At 49.3% G+C, this 19,796-nt stretch carries 17 protein-coding genes and 1 tRNA gene; 10 read left to right on the plus strand and 8 right to left on the minus strand.

The window, feature by feature from the left end:
- Positions 1–30: 30 nt before the first annotated feature.
- From IKG78_RS01605 to IKG78_RS01615, 3 genes are all read left to right on the plus strand, one after another.
- Entirely contained in the window at positions 31–1,551 is a 1,521-nt protein-coding gene (locus IKG78_RS01605; RefSeq protein WP_290938462.1) for a tRNA modification GTPase, read from the plus strand.
- A complete protein-coding gene (locus tag IKG78_RS01610) occupies positions 1,541–2,395 on the plus strand; it encodes a GRP family sugar transporter (protein ID WP_290938464.1) in 855 nt (284 codons plus the stop codon). The genes IKG78_RS01605 and IKG78_RS01610 overlap by 11 nt, the downstream gene beginning before the upstream one ends.
- Positions 2,396–2,510: 115 nt before the next feature.
- Positions 2,511–4,730 carry a M6 family metalloprotease domain-containing protein gene (locus tag IKG78_RS01615; RefSeq protein ID WP_290938466.1) on the plus strand — a complete coding sequence of 740 codons (2,220 nt, stop codon included), beginning with the start codon at positions 2,511–2,513 and terminating at the stop codon, positions 4,728–4,730.
- 47 nt (positions 4,731–4,777) lie between these two features.
- Here the strand turns inward: IKG78_RS01615 and rph are convergent, their stop codons facing one another.
- From rph to IKG78_RS01640, 5 genes are all read right to left on the minus strand, one after another.
- Entirely contained in the window at positions 4,778–5,503 is a 726-nt protein-coding gene (gene rph, locus IKG78_RS01620) for a ribonuclease PH (protein WP_290938468.1), read from the minus strand.
- A gap of 173 nt (positions 5,504–5,676) precedes the next feature.
- On the minus strand, positions 5,677–6,546 hold the full coding sequence (locus IKG78_RS01625; RefSeq protein ID WP_290938469.1) for a prephenate dehydratase: 870 nt from the start codon (positions 6,544–6,546) through the stop codon (positions 5,677–5,679).
- A gap of 270 nt (positions 6,547–6,816) precedes the next feature.
- The gene (locus tag IKG78_RS01630; RefSeq protein ID WP_290938471.1) at positions 6,817–7,683 is read right to left on the minus strand and encodes a C40 family peptidase; all 867 of its coding nucleotides are present in this window, start codon (positions 7,681–7,683) and stop codon (positions 6,817–6,819) included.
- A 40-nt stretch (positions 7,684–7,723) separates the two neighbouring features.
- The gene (gene bioB, locus IKG78_RS01635) at positions 7,724–8,698 is read right to left on the minus strand and encodes a biotin synthase BioB (protein ID WP_290938473.1); all 975 of its coding nucleotides are present in this window, start codon (positions 8,696–8,698) and stop codon (positions 7,724–7,726) included.
- A gap of 120 nt (positions 8,699–8,818) precedes the next feature.
- Positions 8,819–9,514, minus strand: coding sequence for a fibrobacter succinogenes major paralogous domain-containing protein (locus IKG78_RS01640; RefSeq protein WP_290938475.1), 696 nt, complete (start codon positions 9,512–9,514; stop codon positions 8,819–8,821).
- A 329-nt stretch (positions 9,515–9,843) separates the two neighbouring features.
- On the opposite strand from IKG78_RS01640, the gene IKG78_RS01645 reads away from it, so the two are divergent.
- The 7 genes from IKG78_RS01645 to IKG78_RS01675 all read left to right on the plus strand — a co-directional run bounded on the left by IKG78_RS01645 (position 9,844) and on the right by IKG78_RS01675 (position 15,943).
- Positions 9,844–10,713: a TIGR02147 family protein gene (locus tag IKG78_RS01645; RefSeq protein WP_290938477.1), complete on the plus strand. Its 870-nt coding sequence runs from the start codon at positions 9,844–9,846 to the stop codon at positions 10,711–10,713.
- The gene (locus tag IKG78_RS01650; protein WP_290938479.1) at positions 10,700–12,103 is read left to right on the plus strand and encodes a carboxypeptidase-like regulatory domain-containing protein; all 1,404 of its coding nucleotides are present in this window, start codon (positions 10,700–10,702) and stop codon (positions 12,101–12,103) included. The genes IKG78_RS01645 and IKG78_RS01650 overlap by 14 nt, the downstream gene beginning before the upstream one ends.
- Positions 12,104–12,160: 57 nt before the next feature.
- A tRNA-Gln gene (locus IKG78_RS01655) sits at positions 12,161–12,231 on the plus strand.
- A 176-nt stretch (positions 12,232–12,407) separates the two neighbouring features.
- The gene (locus IKG78_RS01660; protein ID WP_290938481.1) at positions 12,408–13,175 is read left to right on the plus strand and encodes an RsmB/NOP family class I SAM-dependent RNA methyltransferase; all 768 of its coding nucleotides are present in this window, start codon (positions 12,408–12,410) and stop codon (positions 13,173–13,175) included.
- A 205-nt stretch (positions 13,176–13,380) separates the two neighbouring features.
- The gene (gene trxA, locus IKG78_RS01665) at positions 13,381–13,704 is read left to right on the plus strand and encodes a thioredoxin (protein WP_290938483.1); all 324 of its coding nucleotides are present in this window, start codon (positions 13,381–13,383) and stop codon (positions 13,702–13,704) included.
- A 45-nt stretch (positions 13,705–13,749) separates the two neighbouring features.
- Entirely contained in the window at positions 13,750–14,541 is a 792-nt protein-coding gene (gene hisF, locus IKG78_RS01670) for an imidazole glycerol phosphate synthase subunit HisF (RefSeq protein ID WP_290938485.1), read from the plus strand.
- A gap of 1 nt (position 14,542) precedes the next feature.
- Positions 14,543–15,943, plus strand: coding sequence for a TldD/PmbA family protein (locus IKG78_RS01675; protein ID WP_290938487.1), 1,401 nt, complete (start codon positions 14,543–14,545; stop codon positions 15,941–15,943).
- A gap of 285 nt (positions 15,944–16,228) precedes the next feature.
- Here IKG78_RS01675 and IKG78_RS01680 read toward each other — a convergent pair whose 3' ends face one another.
- From IKG78_RS01680 to der, 3 genes are all read right to left on the minus strand, one after another.
- Positions 16,229–17,260 carry an NAD(P)H-dependent glycerol-3-phosphate dehydrogenase gene (locus IKG78_RS01680; RefSeq protein WP_290938489.1) on the minus strand — a complete coding sequence of 344 codons (1,032 nt, stop codon included), beginning with the start codon at positions 17,258–17,260 and terminating at the stop codon, positions 16,229–16,231.
- A gap of 366 nt (positions 17,261–17,626) precedes the next feature.
- Positions 17,627–18,286, minus strand: a complete 660-nt coding sequence (gene plsY / locus IKG78_RS01685) for a glycerol-3-phosphate 1-O-acyltransferase PlsY (protein WP_290938491.1) — start codon at positions 18,284–18,286, stop codon at positions 17,627–17,629.
- Positions 18,201–19,628 carry a ribosome biogenesis GTPase Der gene (gene der, locus IKG78_RS01690; RefSeq protein ID WP_290938494.1) on the minus strand — a complete coding sequence of 476 codons (1,428 nt, stop codon included), beginning with the start codon at positions 19,626–19,628 and terminating at the stop codon, positions 18,201–18,203. Before der ends, plsY begins: the two co-directional genes overlap by 86 nt.
- Positions 19,629–19,796: the final 168 nt, after the last annotated feature.

A 19,796-nucleotide genomic window follows, 5' to 3' on the forward strand; every position in this document is an offset into this window, starting at 1 on the left:
GACTAACCGCTAATTACTATCTTTCTGCTCATGGATTCCCAAACGATTGTAGCCCCGATGACGCCTGCCGGCGTGAGTGCCGTTGCAGCTCTCCGCGTAAGCGGTTCTAAAGTGCGTGAAGTCATACGCCTGCTGTTTGGAGAATCTGCTTTCAAGAACTTGAAGGCTCGCGAAGCAAAGCTTGCGACCGCAAGAGATTACCGCACGATGGTGGGCAGTGACCGTGCGACAGCCCAAGTCATCGACAGCCTCCTGTACATTTTCTTTGAAGCTCCGAATTCATACACGGGCGAAGACGTTCTGGAGCTTTACCCGCACGGAAACCCGATTATCGTCCGCGAACTTTTGCAAGTCATCAAAAGCGTGGAAGGTGTTCGTTTGGCCGAACCCGGCGAATACACGCGCCGTGCGTTTCTGAACGGACGCATGGACTTGGTGCAAGCGGAATCGGTCGCCGACGTGATTCACAGCGCGAACCGCGCGGAACTCAAGAACGCCCACCGTCTTTTGGGCGGAGCCCTTTCCAAAAAGGTCAAGACGCTCACGGAGCAAGTCATGGACATTTCGGCGCGCCTCGAACTCGATGTCGATTTCGCCGAAGAAGAAGCCGATCCGGATTACGCGACTTGGGGCACGAAGATTGGAGCGATCCGCGAAAGTGTAGAATCCATTTTGAAGAGTTTCAAGGGGAGTGCCGCCGTGCGTCGCTTGCCGCTCGTGGTTCTGTATGGCGCCCCGAACGCGGGCAAGTCCAGTCTCGTAAACGCGCTCCTCGGCGAAGACCGGATTCTCGTGAGCAATATTCCTGGGACGACTCGCGATTTTGTCGAAGTCCGCTTGTTCCTCGCAGGGGGCGAAATTCGCCTCGTCGATACCGCAGGCATTGCGGACAAGGCAACCGACGCTCTTGATGCGCTCAGCATGGAAAAAAGCCGCGAAATCCTCGCCGAAGCCGACATGAAAATCCTCGTCGTGGATGGGGGGGTAGACGACAAATGCGAAGAGCGAGCGTCGCAGCCATGCTTGCATGGATATGACCGAGCTCAGCATTTGGGATTAGAGCGAAGCGATAATCCAAAGACGAGAGACGAGAGTTGCGACCGCAATGTCATTTTGGAGGGAGGCGCAGACCGACCGATGGAATCTAAGAGCATGGACCCTATCACTGCGTTCCAGGGTGGCTATACGCCAGACTTTGTCGTCATTTCGAAGTCGGATTTGGGCGTGTCTTGGCAGGGCGGGGGTCTTCGTGTGTCCTCGAAGACGGGCGAAGGGCTGGACGCGCTCATGGAAGTGATGAACGCCCGCCTGTTCGCGAACCGCGACGATTCCGAAGACATTTGGATTACGAGCGAACGCGAAAAGACTTGCCTCGAAGAGGCGCTTGCTGGCATCGACCGCACGCTTTCGCTCATCCGCACGAATCCGGCGGTAGAACTGATAGCGTTCGAAATGCAGCTGGTGCGGCGGGCACTCCAAAGTATAACGGGCGAAATTTCGTCCGAAGATGTTTTACAAAAGATTTTTGCGGGGTTCTGCATTGGGAAATAGCTACATCGGCGTCATTCTCGCCATTTTCGCATTTGGCACGTACATGGTTCCGCTCAAGGCGTGGTCCAAATTTACATCGTGGGCATACCTCTCCTGCATGGCCTTGGGCATGTTCCTCGGGCAACTTTGCATTTCGTTTGCGACGGACACTTTCTGCGTTTTGCCGGTCGGCATCCTTTGCGGGTTCCTTTGGGTTTGCGCAGGAGCGTTCTGCTTTTGGGCGGTCAAGGTCGAACAGGACTTGACGGGGGCCGGGGTCCGCTCGATGGGCGTAAGCATCCTCGCTTCTTTTGTAACGGGCGTGCTCATTTTTTCGGAATCGACTGTACTTTACTTTTCGATTCCGGCAATTTTCCTTTTGCTTTTCGGACTGAGTCGCCTCGCGCCTCCTCAGGGCAACATCTTTAGAAACTGGCGTTCCCTTTTGGGCGGTCTTATTTTCGGCCTTTTCCTCATTCCGTATAAGTTTGCCGAAGTCCCTATACTCGAATTTATGAGTTCCTTTACGCTAGGCATTTTCGTTGCTGCAGAACTTTTAGTTGCCATTTTGAGCATCAAACGCCGCGCATTTTTCGAATATGGCCTTGCCCCCTCGCTGGCGTCCATGTTTATGGGGGTCCTATGGGTAATTGGGCAGCATGGCTGTTTTTGGGCCATAGACACAAAAGGCGCCTTGGGATACGCTGTGGGCTACCCGCTTACGCAGCTCAATTTGCTCGTGAACCTGCTTTGGGGCGTTGTCGTATTCCACGAATACCCGACTAAACCCGAACGGATCAAGCTCGCCATTGCGACTTCGGTCATTTTAGCGGGTGCGGTGCTCCTCGCCTTGTCTAAAATGTAAATTTTCAGGTACATTTTACGCCGTTATTACTTTATGTTGGCGTTCTGTCAACAAAAACTTGTAAAAAAAATCTTTTTTTATGGGGAATTTCCATATAGAAATATATGTTTATAACATGAGTTTGTGGAAATTCTTCATAACCAGTTCACTAATCGGTTCCGTTTCGGCGTGGGCCATTCCTGCAACACCCTTTCCAATTAATTCTACGCAACCCGATGGTTCCGTGGTGCAAATTCGAAAGATAGGAAACGAACACTTCAACTATACAATTACAGGTGAAGATAGTATTCTTGTTGTTCGCGATTCGAGCGGATACTGGAACTATGCCGATGAACATGGCAAGAAAACCGGTATAAGAGTTCACAACAAGTCCAAGCGTAGCGAAAAAGAGAGAAAATTCTTGCGAAATCGCGATTCCCGCCAAATTCTTGAAAAATTTCGCGAAAAAGGCCTAAAAAGGCTCCAAGAACAACGGGAACAAGAAACCTCTTCGCAACCCATGAAGGCAAATGCTTGGGGCGGTGGAACGACGCAAACTAAAAATACCAATACGCCAACCCGTCCGGCATTGAATTCCGTGAAAAAAGAAGGAGACGTCCGCGGGCTTGTCATCCTAGTGCAGTTTAGCGATGTAAAATTTAAGCGAGATAACGCCACAGAAGAATATTCGGATTACCTCAATAAAGAAGGCTATTCCAATTATTTTATGAGCGGAAGTGTTAGGGATTTCTTTATCAGCAATTCCATGGGAAAGTATCGCCCCACCTTTGACGTTGCAGGTCCGATAACGTTAAAAAAGACTCGTGATGAATATGGTTCCGCAATTGATCCGAACAACATTGCGGCAGGAGCGGTCAATGCCGTCAGCGAAGCTATGGATTCGTTGGTCGCTCAGGGTATGGATTTTACTCCCTACGACAGCGACAATGACAGAATAGTTGACTTTGTCTATATGATTTATGCGGGTGTCGGTTCGGCAGACACTGATGTGCAAACGGCCATTTGGCCTCATTCATACAACATTCCGAAGCGTCTGACCCGAAACATGTCCATGAGCCGTTATGCATGTTCTCCAGAACTTGACGGTCAAGCTTATATGTACCGCAAAACAACGGATGCATTGAATGGTATAGGTACTTTCTGTCATGAATTTTGCCATGTGCTAGGGCTTCAGGACCATTATGACGTGAATGTCAATGACTCGCGTACGAAAGTCCGTTTTACGCCGGGCCAATGGGATTTGATGGATGCAGGTTCTTACAACTGTCCGCAGAACAAATATCTATCCACTTCTTGCTCGCCTGCAAACTTGTCTGCATTTGAGCGTTTCAGTTTAGGCTGGCTTGAACCGAGACGTTTGGAAATTTCGGACACCACATTTGTTCTAAGGCCTGTTCAAGAAAATGATGGACTTGTGCTGACTTCGACAAATGATAATGAATATTACTTTATCGATTTTCGCTTGAAAGAAGATTTTGATGTCGGCCTACCGAATAAAGGGATGCTTATTTGGCATATAAATTATGATAAAAGAGCGTGGGCATACAACGAAGTCAATGTCGCAGACCCTATGCGAGTGGATTTGATCGAAGCTGACGGCAAAGCGGATGGTTATTCCATTGCAAACGATGCGTTCCCGGCAACCGTCAGGGACGGTGCTTTCCAGACAAGAATTGTCAACAGTTTCAATGGGTTTGTGACATGGAATGGTGACAGCCTTGGAATCGAACTTTATGACATGCAAATTGTTGGCGACAGCATGACATTCAAGACTCGCGGAAGCCGTGTCGCTCCGGATTTGCCGTCTTCTTCAAGTAGGGCTGTCGTTTCGTCTTCTAGCGTAAAATCATCATCTAGCGTTGCATCTTCGTCAAGTAGAAAGGCTTCGTCGTCTAGCGTTGCTTCGTCGTCAAGCGTAATAGTCTCGTCATCTTCGATGATCGTTCTTAGTAGTTCTACGGCAAGGTCATCATCTTCAATTGCATGGCCGCCGTTCTCCAGTTCGTCGCATCACAAGATTTCTTCGAGCAATTCTTCGTTCATTAATCCGGGAATGAGTTCTTCAAGCGAAGCTTTCCAGAATTTAATGAATACGAACGTTGCTACTGCGACTCGGTTCTTGGTTGAGGATGGAATCTTGAAGGTCTCAGCAAACATTGAAGGCCGTAAGACTTTGAATCTGTTCGATGCAAATGGTACTCTTTTAATGACTCGATCGTTTAAAGATGAAATTTGCGTAATTCAATTGAATAAATTGCGTGGAAAATCATTTGTTGTTGCGACGCTCAACATGAATGGTCGCATCCTAAAAACGCAAAAAATTAGAGTCAAATAGAAAAGGGGGCAAAAGCCCCTTTTTTTATAAGATTATTTGTCTTGATTCTACGGCAGTTCGCCGCCAATCAATTCCATTTGCTTCTTGTAGATGTCCTTGCAGGCATTTTCGCCGAGGTCGAGGAGCGTGTTGAGCATGTTGCGGTCGAAGCTTGCGTGTTCGCCGGTGCCCTGCACTTCGATAAAGTTCTTCGCGTCTTGCATTACGACGTTCATATCGACATCGGCGGCGGAATCTTCTACGTAGCAGAGGTCGCAAAGCGGGTTGCCGCTCACGACGCCCACAGAAATCGCGGTGATGCCGTGCTTTAAAATCTGTTGCGTGATGCCGAGGCGTTCCTTGATCTTCTTCACGGCAATGGCGAGGGCGACAAAGCCGCCGATGATGCTTGCCGTTCGTGTACCGCCATCGGCTTCGATCACATCGCAATCGACGACGATGGCGTTCTCGCCGAGCGCGGCGAGATCGGCTGCACCGCGCAGCGAACGGCCCACCAAGCGTTGGATTTCTTGCGTGCGACCGCTTGCGCCTTTGCGTTCGCGTTCCACGCGCTTGCCCGTGCTCTGCGGGAGCAAGCTGTATTCGGCGGTAATCCAGCCCGTGCCGCGACCGGCGAGCCAGTCCGGGACTTTCGGGAGGAGCGTTGCATTGCAGATGACGCGGGTGCGTCCCATTTCAATAAGGACGGAACCGTCGGCGCTAGAGATAAAGCCCGTGGTCATCTTGAGGTTGCGATATTCTTCAGGTTTTCTGTCAGTACGTGTGTAGGTCATAGTGATAAAATAGTGGTTAGTAAACAGTGGTTAGTGGTTGGTGGTTAAGACGAAAGAACGCTTTGCTGATAGACGAAAGACGAGAGTGGAAAAATCGTGGCTTCGCCACCTAATAAGAAACTATTGAACAGAATCTGTCTTTCGTCTATAGGCTCGCAGAGCCGTTCTTTCGTCTAATAAGATAGCTTCTCCGTTTTGCCTTTGTGGAAACTTCCTAGTCTATAAATAAAGTCCGTATATTCTTGCAGTTCCATGAGTGCTTCCACAACGTTCGGGTCTTTCGGGTTTCCTTCGAACGAAAGGTGGAAAATGTATTCCCACGGACGGTCGGGATGCGGACGGCTTTCAATTCGCGTGAGGTTCAAGTTGCGTTTGGCGAAACATCCGAGTGCTGCGTACAAAGCCCCCGCTCTCGAAGAATCGTTCAGCATAAAGAGCAGCGTGGTCTTGATATCCGATGCTTGCTCTTTGTCTGTAAAGTCCGGCAGCTCGATAGCCGTTTTCTGGATGGCGTAAAAGCGAGTGAAGTTCACGCCTGGAAAGTTTTCCAGCCCTTGCTTCAAAATGTCGAGACCGTAGAATTTTGCGGCGTAAGCGCTTGCTATTGCACCGACTTTCTTGTCGCCGCGTTTTGCGACTTCTTCGGCACTTCCTGCGGTATCGTAGAACGCGACGCTTTTGATGTCCGGGTGCTGCCCGAAAAAGCGGCTGCACTGCGCAAGCCCCTGCGGGTGGCTCAGCACTTCGCGGAGGTCTTCGAGCTTTGCGCCCGGCAAAGCGCAGAGCGTATGCTCAATCTGCAACTTGACTTCGGCGACAATCGGGTGCCGCCACTTGAAAAGCAGGTCGTAGTTGTCGTAAATGGAACCTGCCGTAGAATTTTCGATAGGGATGGCGCCACCGTCAATGGCTCCCGTCTCGATGCCCTGAAAAATTTGTTCGAAAGTATCCATCGGAATCACTTCGATGTTGTTCCCGAAGAGATGGTATGCGGCACTTTCACTGTAGGCTCCGCGACGCCCTTGAAATGCAATCTTTTTCATGAGAAGAAATATAAATAAGATGAGAGACGAAAGTCGAAAGACGAAAGAGAATGATGGTGGATTTGAATGGAATGGTTTGGAAGTAGGAAGGAAAATGAATATGAAATTTAGTGGTTGGTCATTAGTCGATAGTCATTGGTTATTAGTCAATGGTCATTAGTCATTAGTTATTGGTTGTTAGTCTTCATACACGGTAATTATCGCAGATACGATACCCATGACATTTTCCTAACACCTAATCCCTAATCCCTAAAACCTAACACCTAACTTCTACTTAAACCGCCTTGCGCCCTTGTATTTGGAAGACCAGTATTTATCGTCCATGGAAGTGATGACAACTCCATCGCTTGTACTTGCATGGATGAACCGGTTGCCTTTCAGGTAAATTCCGACGTGGCTGATTTTCCAGAAGTTCCCGAAAAAGACAAGGTCGCCTTCTTGCAATTTTGTGCGCCTGATGGAATAACCGCGTCCGTCATCGTAAATACGTTGTGCGTTATGGTCCAGCGAAATTCCGTAAAAGCCCTTATAGACTTGCATCACGTATCCAGAACAGTCTGTTTTCTTTTTGCTGGCGGCTCCATAGACGTATTTTGCCCCAAGCCATTCCTTGGCGTATTTCTCAAGATTCGTAGGCCTTGCTGCGGGCTTCGTTTCTTTTTTGACTTTGGTTGCAACTTCAACTTTCTTTGCAGGTTGTTTTGTGATTGTGCTGTCGGCAATTTTGGCCGCGGATTTTGTGCTGTCTTGCTTTTGGATTTGTTCAACAGAAGTTTTCTGTTCCTTGTTTCCGGTCGAATCGCTTGCCGCTACGGCTGTTTGCTTTTTTGAAACTTGCGATGTGGTGTCTTTGGCGTTCGTCTTTTTAGTGCTTGCGACATTGATGGAGTCTGCATCTGTAGCCTTCGAACTTACTGTCTTCGAGGCGGCTGCAAGTTTTTCTTCTATCACTAATTCTTCTTGCGGATTGACTGCGGTGGTATCGACTTTTGCGGGGGCCTTTTTGGCGACTCTGTATCGTTTGTAAGTGCCGCTCTTTCTGTCGTAGCCGGGGCGTACAGGAAAAGCACAGCTTGAGAGCATTCCCAAGCTGCATGCAATAACAATTCCCATAATAAGGCGATTACCAAAAGCCATCAGACATAATTTAATTAATTATGGCTTTGGAGAATAATTTTTAGCCTAAAAATCCGTGCGGCTTGAATCCGAGACCTTTCACGAGTTCGAAATCCTTGCAGCTGTTGACTCCTGCGGTGGTGAGCATGTCGTCTGTGATGGCGGCATTCGCGCCACTCTTGAATGCCCGCTTGCCGTCGTCGCCGAGTACACCGCGACCGCCCGCAAGACGGATGAACGCCTTCGGGTTGATGAATCGGTAAATCGCCACGATGCGGCAGAATTCGTCGTTCGTAAGCTTCGGCAAGTTTTCGTAGGGCGTTCCGGGAATCGCGTTCAGCACGTTCACCGGGGTCGATTTGACGCCAAGCTTGCGAAGGTCGAGGCACATGTCGATGCGGTCTTCCATTGTTTCGCCAAGGCCCATGATGCCGCCGCTGCAGATTTCGAGACCAGCCGCAAGAGCGTTCTGGAGTGCGCCAATCTTATCGTCGTAAGTGTGTGTCGTGCAAACGTCCGGAAAATGGCGGCGGTAGGTTTCCAAGTTGTTGTGGAAGCGGGTGAGGCCAGCTTCTTTGAGCTTGTCGAACTGTTCGCGATTCAAAAGCCCTGCCGAAAGGCAAACCGAAAGCTTCGTTTCTTTTTTCAGACGGCGGATGGCTTCGCTAATTTGTTCTACATCGCGGTTCGAAAGCGTGCGGCCCGAGGTCACGATGGAGTAACGCGGAATGCCTGCCGCTTCTTTCTTCTTGGCGTCTTCGACGATTTCGTCGGCGCTGAGCAACTTGTATTCGGGAGCGCCGGTGTGGTAGTAGCTGCTTTGGGCGCAGTACTTGCAGTTTTCGGAACAGCGACCGCTGCGGGCGTTCACGATGGAACAGAAGTCAAAGTCGTCGCCGTGGAACTTTTCGCGGATTTCGTCGGCGGCTTGCGTGAGTTCGTCGAGGTCTTCGCTCAAAAGTTGAATAGCATCCTCTCGTGTCGTTTCGTAACTTTCATTTAAAATCTTGTTTTTCAATTCTCGAACGAAAGACATTTTTAGCTCCATGTTGGATTTTTGGTGCAAATATAAAAAATTCCCAAAGGCGAAGCCTATTTTGAGAAACGTTGAGTGGCTGGATCCATAGGGCTTCGTGCTTAGGATGATGCTGAAAAACTAGTCTTTAAGGCAACGAACTGAGATGCCTATACACTTGTAGCTTGAGGATAAGTCCGCCCGATCGCTTCTGTAGAACAATGATAAGTTGTAATCTATTTTGCTGTCTTTCTCGGTGGAACTCCAGATAAACGCATTAGTGCCTTCGTTTATGCTTCTTTCTTCACAGGTTCTATTGCCGCTTGGAAGGGCTGTAAAGTGATAAGAGTTCTTGTCGCTACCTTGCATGTACCAATTTCCAGCTTTAATGAACTTCCCTGCAAAAGCAACACTTCCGACTGAGTTGATAAACGTCATCCATTCGGTTGAGTCTGGTAGGTGCCAGCCCTCAGGGCACACTCCGCGTACAGGGTGTTTGGGTGAACAAGCCGATTCGAAACCGCATCCTTTTCCGTTCACGTCCCTTGAGCCTGCACTATCCATTGCTGCTGCCCATGTGTAAAGACGACCGTACTGATCGCAATATTTAGAGGAATCGTTATAACAATAACTATTAGTGGATTCATAGTTCAGATTTTGGGCCATCCAGGTCTGCGTGCCGATGGTGACGGTTCTGTAAGTTTGTCCATCGCGTGAATCCGTCATGGAGTCCGTAACCACAGTCGATGGGTCTATACGGAATGTCACAGATGAAAGATTTATAGGGCCTGAATAAACACTGCTGCTGGATGCTTTTGAACTTTTGCGAGAATACACAAATGTGTAAGCCGACCTCGGAACAAGTCCGGGGGGACATTGTTGCAGAAATGTGTTTGGCGTTATGGCCCGATGGGCCTATAATAGCACAAATGCGTAGGTTGAGAGTCGCGGCCAAGCTTGCTTGGACATGACCGAGAGTCCGAGGGATGGGATTGGGTGTTCCTTTAAATTAAGCAAATTTTTTTGAAAGCGTATCACTTGAAAAATAAAAAGTGTTCCCAAGGTGTTCTTTTTCACACATTCTAAAAGGAACAGGCCGCGTTACACTGTATTTTTCAAAAAATAAGTGTTCCCAAAAAACTCAAAAAAAATTAGATTTACTGTTGATGAACGTATATGCCTACTACAATTATCGAAAGTACCTTCAGGACTACTACGAGTATCGTAAGTCCGTGCAGAGGTATTTCTCGTACCGGTCTTTTGCAAAGAAGGCTGGGTATTCCTCGTCTGGTCTTTATTTGGACCTGATTCGTGGTCGCAAGTCGCTCACGCAGCAGATGATCCCGAAGTTTATTGCCGCCCTAGGTCTTAACGAAAGGGAAGGCCGCTATTTCGCTTTGATGGTCGATTTTACGCATGCGACGACGGCTTCTTCCAAACAGCAGATTTTCGACCAGATGTCGGCGCTGCTCCCGCGTACTATCAAGAACTTGACCAAGAACCAGCAGGAATATTACAGCAAGTGGTATTACGTTGTCGCCCGCGAAGCTCTTGCCGTCTTGAAGATTAACGACAAGAACATTCAGGAACTTGCGCTCTTCTTGAATCCGAAAATATCTCTTCCGCAGGCAAAGCAGACGATCCAGCTCCTCCTCGATTTGGGACTTATAGAGCTCGGCGAAGATGGATTCTACCATTCCGTAAACAAGGCAATTACGAATGGCAGTGAAATCGCCCCGCTTTTCGTTCATCAGTTCCAAAAACAGATGATTGACTTGGGCAAAGATGCGTTAGATCACTACAGCACCGAACGCAGAAATGTATCTTGTATGACGATGAGTGTCTCGGCGCAGGGATTGGAACGCATCATCAGCAAGATTGACCTCTTCCGCAAGGAAATCGTGGATATTGTCCGTTCTGATGAGGGTGAATCCATGGTTTGCGAATTGAATATCCAATTCTTCCCGCTGAGTAAGGAGAAGCTTGCTCTTCCTCCGGAAACGGATGCAGAGGAGGGTGTTGATGAGATTGGATAAGATTTATATAGGGCTGTTTTCAGCGCTGTGTGCTTGCATGCTCGCTTGTACTGGCGAGAATGGAGGCGTGGCGGGTACTGTTACGGATACGGGCAATACGATTGCTACGGGTATTGTAACTCGTAGCGATGGTTCGCCTGCTGTTTCTGCTTTGGTTCGCATTGCTCGTGAGCCTGTTGCCGGGGATTCTCTCGCGAAGATTGATTATATCCAGACGAAGACGGACTCGCAGGGCGTGTATTCGTTCGATTCTGTGCTGGTGGATACGTTCCAGCTGGCGGTGATTGATGCCGAACATAAGGAAGTATCGTACAAGCCGCGTGCTATAAGGAATTCCGGTGCGATGGATAGCATCAAGCTGGAGAAGGCTGCGGTGTTCAGCAGTGTCCTTTACTATGAGAACGTGACCGAACCTTCTGTGGCGGTCGGGTCTCATTTCGAGGTGTTTATGCCGGGCACTCCGTTCTCGCAGAGCGTGTTTGCCGGGGATTCTTTCTCGATGCTGATTCCTGCCGGTTCTTGGTGGTTCGGGTTCTGTCCGGGCGATCCGCAGATTGTGGCTCGTCTTACGGATTCCGGCATTGCGGATTCGTTAATTTATCGTACATGGAATATGGACGGCAAGGTAAAATCGGGCGATACGCTTTCGAAGGGGCCGTTTATCTGGAGTACGACGATGGAAGTCGATTCCTTGATTAAGGAAGAGGAACGCAAAAAGAAAGAGAAAAAGCCTGCGTATTTGTCTGGCACTGTGAAGTGCAATGAAAAACTTTGTTCGAATGTACAGGTGGAAATGATTACGGACTTGTACGGCTTTAACTTTATCGATGGTGATTCCATCAGGTTTGTGGTACAGACGGTGACGGATAGTGATGGTCGTTGGTTCTTGCCGGTGCCGGATTCGATTCCGTATGATAGTCTTCGCATGGAATACCGGATGTTGGACAAGAACGGAAAGGTGACGTTGGCGGGAGTCAGCCGCTATGTGCTTGCGACAGAACTCAAAAAAGTCAAGGATACGCTTTCGGTGGGCATGACCGAGCTTGCCAAACCGTCTGTTCTGGTGAGCGGAGTTCTGGTAGTCATTGACGGACGAGATTCAACGCAATCCAGTAACTGTATGGCGAACAGCGTGGTTGTTGGCTTGAAGGGCACTAGCCATTTCGTAAGAGAAATGGTTTGCAACTTGCTGAAAATTGAAAACCTTCCGGCGGGTGGGCACGACATTGTTCTCTATTCTGGCGACCCGAAGGTGGTGAAATCGATTCAGGATGCTGGTGTTGACATGGATGATTATGTGACCATTACGCATGTGCAATTGCCCAAAAACGATACGCTTGCCCAACAATGGCTAACTTATGAACCGCCAACTTTGCAATCCATAAAATAATTTTCAAAATACCCCTTGCAGGAATTGAAATTATTTTCTAAAATTGGTGCGCACTGATGAGCTATGGTGTAACGGTAGCACAACAGATTCTGACTCTGTTTGTCTAGGTTCGAATCCTGGTAGCTCAACTAAAGACTCTTTGCTCTTACTCCTGAGCAGAGAGTTTTTTATTTTTAGGTCAATAGGCGTTAGGGATTAGGTGTTAGGTTGGAATTTGCGGCTACGCCGTTTGTTATAGTCGTGCGGAGCACGAGATAATATTCCTATATCCTGTAACCTACAACCTAATACCTATATTTACATCATGGAATTTTTCGATTATTTTGAAGAGATTTACGCGGAGCGCTGGCCGTCGCTTTTGGAATCGTTGAAGGGTGAAGGCTGTGCGACAAAGCTCCAGTTTGCGGAATCGCTCGAGCCATATTTTTTGGATGAAGCGTCTGTATTTGCTGCAAAAGCTCTTGGCGTGGAGTCTGGGATGGATGTGCTCGACATGTGCGCTGCTCCGGGCGGAAAGTCGCTTGTGATAGCTTCGATGCTCAAAGGGGAGGGGACGCTCCAGTGCAATGACCGTTCCCCGGATAGAAGACTCCGTTTGCAGCATGTGCTCGAAAATTCCTTGCCGGAGTCCTGGCGTTCGATTATCAACGTGACGGGTTACGACGGCGTGAAGTTCGGGATGCACAAGAAAGAATGTTACGATCGCATTTTGCTCGATGCTCCATGCTCGTCGGATAGGCATGTGCTCAATTCTCCGTCGCATCTTGAAGTATGGTCGGTCAAGCGCGTGAAGCGGCTTTCTGTGGAACAGGGGTCGCTTTTGGCGTCGGCGGTAGATGCTCTGCGCCCAGGGGGCGAGTTGATTTACGGGACTTGCGCGCTTTCGCCGCTTGAAAATGATGCCGTGGTGGCGAAAATTTTGAAAAAACGCAAGATGATGGAATTTGTTCGTATCGAAGAATTGCCGGAGGGTGCTGACCGTACGGAGCTCGGCGTTCATATTCTGCCGGACAAAGCTCATGGTTGCGGCCCCATTTACTGCGCGAAGATGAGAAAAAAAGTAAGTGGTTAGTAAACAGTGGTTAGTAGGCAGGAATGAATTTAGTGATTAGTATGCAGTGGTTAGGCCATTAGGCCGTAAACAGGGCGGCTTTGCCGCGATTATAAATCTTAACCTCTAACCACCAACCACTTTTAATTTACCTCCCTAATCACCACCCACTAATCACTAACCACTTAAAATGCTATATTTCCCATTGTAAATAGGAGAATGTTTTATGGCAGCCTTGAATCTTACAGCTAAATCTTTTGATGAAGTTATTTCTTGTGGTCAGCTTGTATTTGTTGACTTTTGGGCGACTTGGTGCCGTCCGTGCATGATGATGGGACCGGTCGTTGAAGATCTTGCGCAGGAATTTGACGGTCGTGCTGTTGTCGCGAAAATCAATGTCGATGACGAAGGGGTTTCGAATATCTGTGCACGTTTTGGCATCACGAATATCCCGAATATGAAACTGTTCAAGAACGGTGTCGAAGTGGGTAACGTTGTCGGCGCCGTGCCGAAGGCTACATTGAAGAACTTGATTGAAAAAAATCTGTAATAGGTTTTGAGTAGTGAGTCACGTCTAACCTCTAACCTCTGTAATATGCTCACGAAACGTTTAATTGTCTGTTTGGATGTCCGTAACCGCAAGGTCACGAAGGGTGTAAAGTTTAAGGGAAATATCGACATTGGCGATCCGGTTGAAATGGGAGCCCGTTACAGCGATGACGGTGTCGATGAACTTGTCTTTTACGATATTACGGCGAGTGCCGAGAATCGTCCGTGTGATATGGAAATGATTCGCCAGATTGCGAAGCGTGTGTTTATTCCGTTTGCCGTTGGCGGCGGTATCCGCAACTTGGACGACATGCATGAGGCTCTCCTCGCTGGCGCCGAGAAGGTGAGCGTGAACAGCCTTGCTGTGTTGCACCCGGAAATTATTGCCGAAGGTGCGAAGGCTTTTGGACGCCAATGCATTGTGCTCGGCATGGATGCGAAATTTGTGGGCGTTTCGGACAAGATTCCGAGCGGTTACGAAGTGTTCATTCGCGGTGGCCGTCAGGCGATGGGCATTGACGCTCTTGAATGGGCTAAGCGGGCCGAAGAGCTTGGTGTGGGCGAAATTTGTTTGAACTCCATTGATACCGATGGCGTGAAAAATGGTTACGAACTCACGATTACGGATATGATTGCAAAAGCGGTGCAGGTGCCCGTGATTGCTAGTGGCGGTGCGGGAACTCCGGCTCACATAGTCGATTTGTTCCGCAAGACGAGTGCCGATGCGGCTCTGGTTGCTTCTATGGTGCACTTTGGTGATTACACGGTGCCAGGAATTAAAGGCGAAATGCTTGCGGCGGGGATTCCTGTTCGCAAGAAAATGAACGGCGAGGTTTAGAGTGAATCCAGAAGTTGCCGTAAAGATTTTTGAAGCTGGCAAAAATGCCGGCGCTGACTTTGTTGAAATTTTTGAAGAAGAAACTCGCAGTTCAAGTCTTGGCTTGAAAGACCGTCAGATAGAAACGGCAACAGCGGGCACGGAATACGGCATTGGCGTTCGTCTTTTGTACGGAACGGAAGTGCTGTACGGCTTTACGAGTGACGATAGCGAAGAAGCTTTGTTGAAGCTCGTTAAAACGCTTGCGTTCGGGCGAATTGCATCTGCTGCCGGTGGCGTGGGGTCTGCTTCGAAACCTTTTGAATTTGCTCCCGAAAAACGCGTTTGCGATTTCAATCAAGCCGCTTACCAAGACCCGCGTGTGCTGGGTCAGTCGATGAAACAGGATTTCTTGTTCCGTGCGGATAAGGCGGCTCGTGAACTTTCTCCGAAAATTGCGCAGGTGGGGGCTAGCGTTACGGACAGTTGCACTTCCATTTCGCTTTTGAACAGCGAAGGTTTGCATCTTGAAATGACTCGCGGTCGCTTGCGTGTGAACGTGAACGTGACAGCGACTGACGGAACGGAACGCCTGACGACGCACGAAGCGCCGGGCGCTTTAGGCGGTTATGAACTTTTGGCAAATTACTCTCCAGAAGCTTTAGCGACAGTTTGTGGCGACCGCGTTTTGCGCATGCTAGATGCAGGCTACATCGCTGGCGGCCAGATGCCGGTGGTGATGGGCAACGGCTTTGGCGGCGTGATTTTCCACGAAGCTTGCGGCCATCCGCTGGAGACGGAATCGGTTCGTCGCCATGCAAGTCCGTTCTGCGGAAAGATTGGCGAAGCTATCGGGCAGCCGTGCCTTACCGCTATTGACGACGGCACGATGGACGGCGTGTGGGGGAGTCTCAAGTACGATGACGAGGGAACACTGACGCAGCGTACGACGCTGATTGAAAACGGCATTTTGAAAACGTACATGAGCGATCGCGTGGGGGCTGCTGAAGTCGGTATTGCCCGCACGGGAAGCGCTCGCCGCGAAAGCTACAAGTATGCACCTGTGAGCCGCATGCGCAATACGTTTATCGCTCCGGGCAAGGATTCGCTCGATTCCATGATTGCAAGCGTCGATAACGGACTTTATGCTGCGCGCATGGCCGGCGGTTCTGTGAACCCGGCGACGGGCGAGTTCAACTTTGCGGTCGATGAAGGTTATGTTATCCGCAACGGCAAGATTTGCGAACCCGTTCGCGGCGCAACGCTTATCGGTAAAGGTCATGAAATCATGCCGCGCATCAGCATGGTCGGGACGGATTTTGAACAGGCCGCAGGCGTTTGCGGAGCCTCGTCTGGACACGTACCGGTAACCGTCGGACAACCATCCATTAAGGTCGATCAAATTCTCGTCGGAGGACGATAATACAAGACTTAACTGGGTTGGGCTAAAGCCCCCAACTCTTTGGCTCGGTTATAAAAATGAGCCAGCTCATTTTTGCAACACTCGCCTTCTGAGTTGTCCTCACTTCGTTCGGAATGACAGTGCTCATAATGAAAAAAATGGAAAAGCCCTTCTAAGAGGAGGGCTTTGGTGTATTATGGGTTGTCGTTTAAATAAAGTACAAAACTATTTCGAATAAAACAAGTTTTTGCACTCAAAAAAAATAGCTCGGCTAATTAGCCGAGATTTACAACTTTAAAATAGGTTTTATGCCCAGTTTTCGGCCTTGAGTTCGCGGCCCCAGATTTCCTTGACCACGTCTTCGACCTTGCGGTTCTCAAAGAGCATCTGATAGACGGCTTCGACAATCGGCATTTCGACGCCAAGCTTTTTCGCGAGCGCGCGCGTGCTGCGGCAGGTCGGGACACCTTCGGCAATCATCTTCATGCCGGCAAGCACTTGGTCGAGCGTTTCGCCTTTGCCGATGTGTTCGCCCACGTAGCGGTTGCGGCTATGCTGCGAAAGGCACGTCACGATGAGGTCGCCCATGCCAGCGAGGCCTGCAAACGTTTCGGGCTTTGCTCCGAGCGCTCTGCCCAAGCGGCACATTTCCGCTTGACCGCGAGTGAGGATGGCAGCGCGAGTGTTGTCGCCAATCTTGAACTTGCCACTAGCTTCGAGTCCATAAAGCACGCCGGAGGCAATGGCAATCACGTTCTTGACAGAACCGCACAGTTCCACGCCGATGATATCCGTAGATGTATAGACGCGTAGGTAAGAGCAGCTCATCGCCTTCTGCACAATCTTTGCAGAATCTTCGTTCACGCAAGCAGCGACAATGGCTGTAAGCACGTGGCGGCTCACTTCTTCGGCGTGAGACGGGCCGCTAAAGGCTACCATTTTGTCTTCGGTAAGCCAAGGCACCTTTTCGAGAATGACTTCGCTCATGAGTTGATCGGAGCCTTCGAGAATGCCCTTCGTAGCGCAGACCACAATCGGTTCTTTGCCTTTTTCTGGAGTCCAGGAGCCGAGGTTTGCAGCGACACCCGCCATGAACTGAGACGGAACCACAATCAAAACCATATCGCAACCGTTCAGTGCGGCATGCATGTCGGTCGTGTATTTAAAATCAGCTGGGAAAATAACACCGGGGAGCTTGTCCTTGTACTGGTGTTCGGTAGAAAGCAAATCTACTTCTGCTTGTGAATTGGTCCAAAAAGTAAGTTCGTTCTTGTTTTCGTAAACAACCTGGCCGAGCGTAAGACCCCAGCCGCCAGTACCTAAAACTGTAATTTTCATAATATGGTTCCTAGTTAATAGTCATTAGTCAATGGTCATTAATCAGTGGTTAGTGGTTGGTGATTAGTGGTTAGGAAAGCAAAAAACGTTCTTTTTACATTCCTGTTTACTGCTTACTGTTTACTAATCACTAAATTCATCACTGCTTACTAGCTTCTGTTTACTAAAATCTACAATATTTTAACGAATTGTAGCTAACATTATTCAAAAAATGTAAGCATGCAAAGACCTTATCGCTGTCACCCCGTACTTGTTACGGGGTCGCCCATGATCATTACAAGAAGGTGATCCCGGAACGGAGTCCGGGATGACATTGCAATAGTCAAGAACAACAATGCGGTAAAAGCTGGAATACATTCCTACTTCCTACTTTTTTCGCTTGCTGCCAAATCCATTTTCTGTGCCGTTGAGGAGGCGCTTGATGTTCGACTTGTGCTTCACGATGATAAAAACAGCGACAACCACAGCTAGAATCATCTGTCCGAGGTTCACGCTTTCAAAGTAGTATTCCGGGCAAACGTAGCCAAAAATCGAGAGAACGCCGAGAAGAGCGCTCCCGAAAATGCTGCCAACCGAAACGTACTTTGTCGTAAACGTGAGAATTATCCAGAGCGCAAAAGCAGAAAGCACCGTGAGCGGCAATATGGCGAGGAACACGCCAAGTGCGGCAAGCACGCCTTTCCCGCCACGGAAGCCTGCAAAGCAAGTAAAGCTGTGGCCGAAAATCACAAGGAGACCGGCGACAAGCGGCACCCAAGCGCTGTAATCGGCACCGCCAGCGGCAACTTGAGCTTCACACATTTTTTGTGCGATAAACGGTCCAAAAAAGCCCTTCAACAAGTCCATGAAAACGACAGGCAACGCCGGTTTCCAGCCGAGCACGCGGAACGTATTCGTGAGGCCCGCATTCTTGGAGCCGTAGTCGCGGATATCGAAATCTTTACCTTTCGCGAGTTTTGCGATCCAGATGGCACTGGGGATCGATCCCAGCAGGTACGCTATTGGAAAGCTCAGTAAACTGTTCAAGTTCTTCGTCCTTTCTAAGAGTTAATTTTCTATCAAAGTTCAAGCGGAGCGGTGCACCCTGCAGCTGGAATTCGTCATAAAATTTCTTCAGCAGGTAACGCTTGTACGATTCATCGACGAGCTCCGGCGTACGCGTTTCCACAGCGATGACCGGCGGTTCCACCATGATCTGGCAGGCACGCGTCAGCATGACGACACGGCCATTGTGGCTTGGCGGAGCTTTTTCTTGCAAGAAGTTCGCAAAGCTTTCGGCAACGCGGTCACGGCCAAGTACGCGGCGGCAGTTGGCATAGACCGTCCGAATTGCCTGAATCACGCGGCCAACACGCTGGCCTTCCTTTGCACTGATCGAGAGAATCGGTACAAATTCAAGCATCGGTTCGCGTTCGAGCAATTCCTTAATCATGTGGTCGAAAGACTTGTCGTTCTTGTTCGGGAGAATATCCCACTTGTTCAAAACGACGACAAGACCCTTGCCTGCCTTGCGGATTTCCGTAATGATGCGGTAATCCTGAATTTCCATACCGCGGGTACAATCGACGACGAGTACGGACAAATCAGAACGGCGGATGCTTTCGAGCGTACGCATGTTGCTGAACACTTCGACTTCGTCTTCGACTTTCGCCTTTTTGCGAAGTCCTGCGGTATCGGTAACGACGAACTTTTGTCCGTCAACGATAAAGTCACAGTCGATGGAATCGCGGGTGGTTCCCGGAATGTCCGAAACGACAGCTCGTTCTTCGTTCAACAAGCGATTGAGGAGCGTACTCTTGCCTGCATTCGGTCGCCCGAGAATTGCAAAACGGATGGGGCGTTCCTCACGGCGTTCGCCACGAACCGGAGTCGGGAGCACCGAAACGACTTCGTCCAAAAGCGATAGGCAAGCATAGCCGGTCAAGGCACTAATCGTACGCGGTTGTCCAAAGCCGAGCTTGAGAAACTCGTAGCTCTCTTGACGGTCGCCTTGCAATTCGCTCTTGTTCGCTACAAGAATCACCTTCTTGTCGAGCTTGCGGATAAGGCGTGCAAACTGCTGGTCGAGCTTGGTAATGCCCACGCGGATATCGACCATGAAGAGCACGAGGTCCGCTTCGTTCACGGCATTAAAAATCTGTGCACGGACACTGTCCGCCAAAACGTCTATGGAATCATCGGGCAAGAATCCGCCCGTATCGACCACAGTAAATTCATGGCCCTTGTAAATCGCATTCTGGTAATGACGGTCGCGGGTAACACCATCGCGGTCGCTGACCACGGCAGCCCTGCGGCCTAGAATGCGGTTGAAGAGCGAGGACTTACCGACGTTCGGTCGTCCAATTATGCAAACTATAGGTAATTTCATCGAATGCAAATATAGAAAATAGGCGAGAAATTGTAGCTGTAAGCGTAAATGAGTGTAGTCGGGCCATGATGTCTTGGGTGGTCTAGAATGAATGGTTTTGAAATACAGTTGATACAGGATGTTGTGAAATTGTGGTTTTGCTTTGCTTTTTAGAATCTTCAATTTCAT

This window comes from Fibrobacter sp., assembly GCF_017545445.1.
GTDB lineage: Bacteria > Fibrobacterota > Fibrobacteria > Fibrobacterales > Fibrobacteraceae > Fibrobacter.

Excerpts from the sequence above, each read along its gene's own strand:
- bioB (WP_290938473.1), bottom strand. The coding sequence starts at position 8,698 with ATGTCTTTCGTTCGAGAATTGAAAAACAAGATTTTAAATGAAAGTTAC.
- IKG78_RS01645 (WP_290938477.1), top strand. The coding sequence starts at position 9,844 with ATGAACGTATATGCCTACTACAATTATCGAAAGTACCTTCAGGACTAC.
- trxA (WP_290938483.1), top strand. The coding sequence starts at position 13,381 with ATGGCAGCCTTGAATCTTACAGCTAAATCTTTTGATGAAGTTATTTCT.
- IKG78_RS01605 (WP_290938462.1), top strand. The coding sequence starts at position 31 with ATGGATTCCCAAACGATTGTAGCCCCGATGACGCCTGCCGGCGTGAGT.
- IKG78_RS01630 (WP_290938471.1), bottom strand. The coding sequence starts at position 7,683 with ATGGCTTTTGGTAATCGCCTTATTATGGGAATTGTTATTGCATGCAGC.
- IKG78_RS01650 (WP_290938479.1), top strand. The coding sequence starts at position 10,700 with ATGAGATTGGATAAGATTTATATAGGGCTGTTTTCAGCGCTGTGTGCT.
- der (WP_290938494.1), bottom strand. The coding sequence starts at position 19,628 with ATGAAATTACCTATAGTTTGCATAATTGGACGACCGAACGTCGGTAAG.
- IKG78_RS01660 (WP_290938481.1), top strand. The coding sequence starts at position 12,408 with ATGGAATTTTTCGATTATTTTGAAGAGATTTACGCGGAGCGCTGGCCG.
- rph (WP_290938468.1), bottom strand. The coding sequence starts at position 5,503 with ATGACCTACACACGTACTGACAGAAAACCTGAAGAATATCGCAACCTC.
- hisF (WP_290938485.1), top strand. The coding sequence starts at position 13,750 with ATGCTCACGAAACGTTTAATTGTCTGTTTGGATGTCCGTAACCGCAAG.
- IKG78_RS01625 (WP_290938469.1), bottom strand. The coding sequence starts at position 6,546 with ATGAAAAAGATTGCATTTCAAGGGCGTCGCGGAGCCTACAGTGAAAGT.
- IKG78_RS01615 (WP_290938466.1), top strand. The coding sequence starts at position 2,511 with ATGAGTTTGTGGAAATTCTTCATAACCAGTTCACTAATCGGTTCCGTT.
- IKG78_RS01680 (WP_290938489.1), bottom strand. The coding sequence starts at position 17,260 with ATGAAAATTACAGTTTTAGGTACTGGCGGCTGGGGTCTTACGCTCGGC.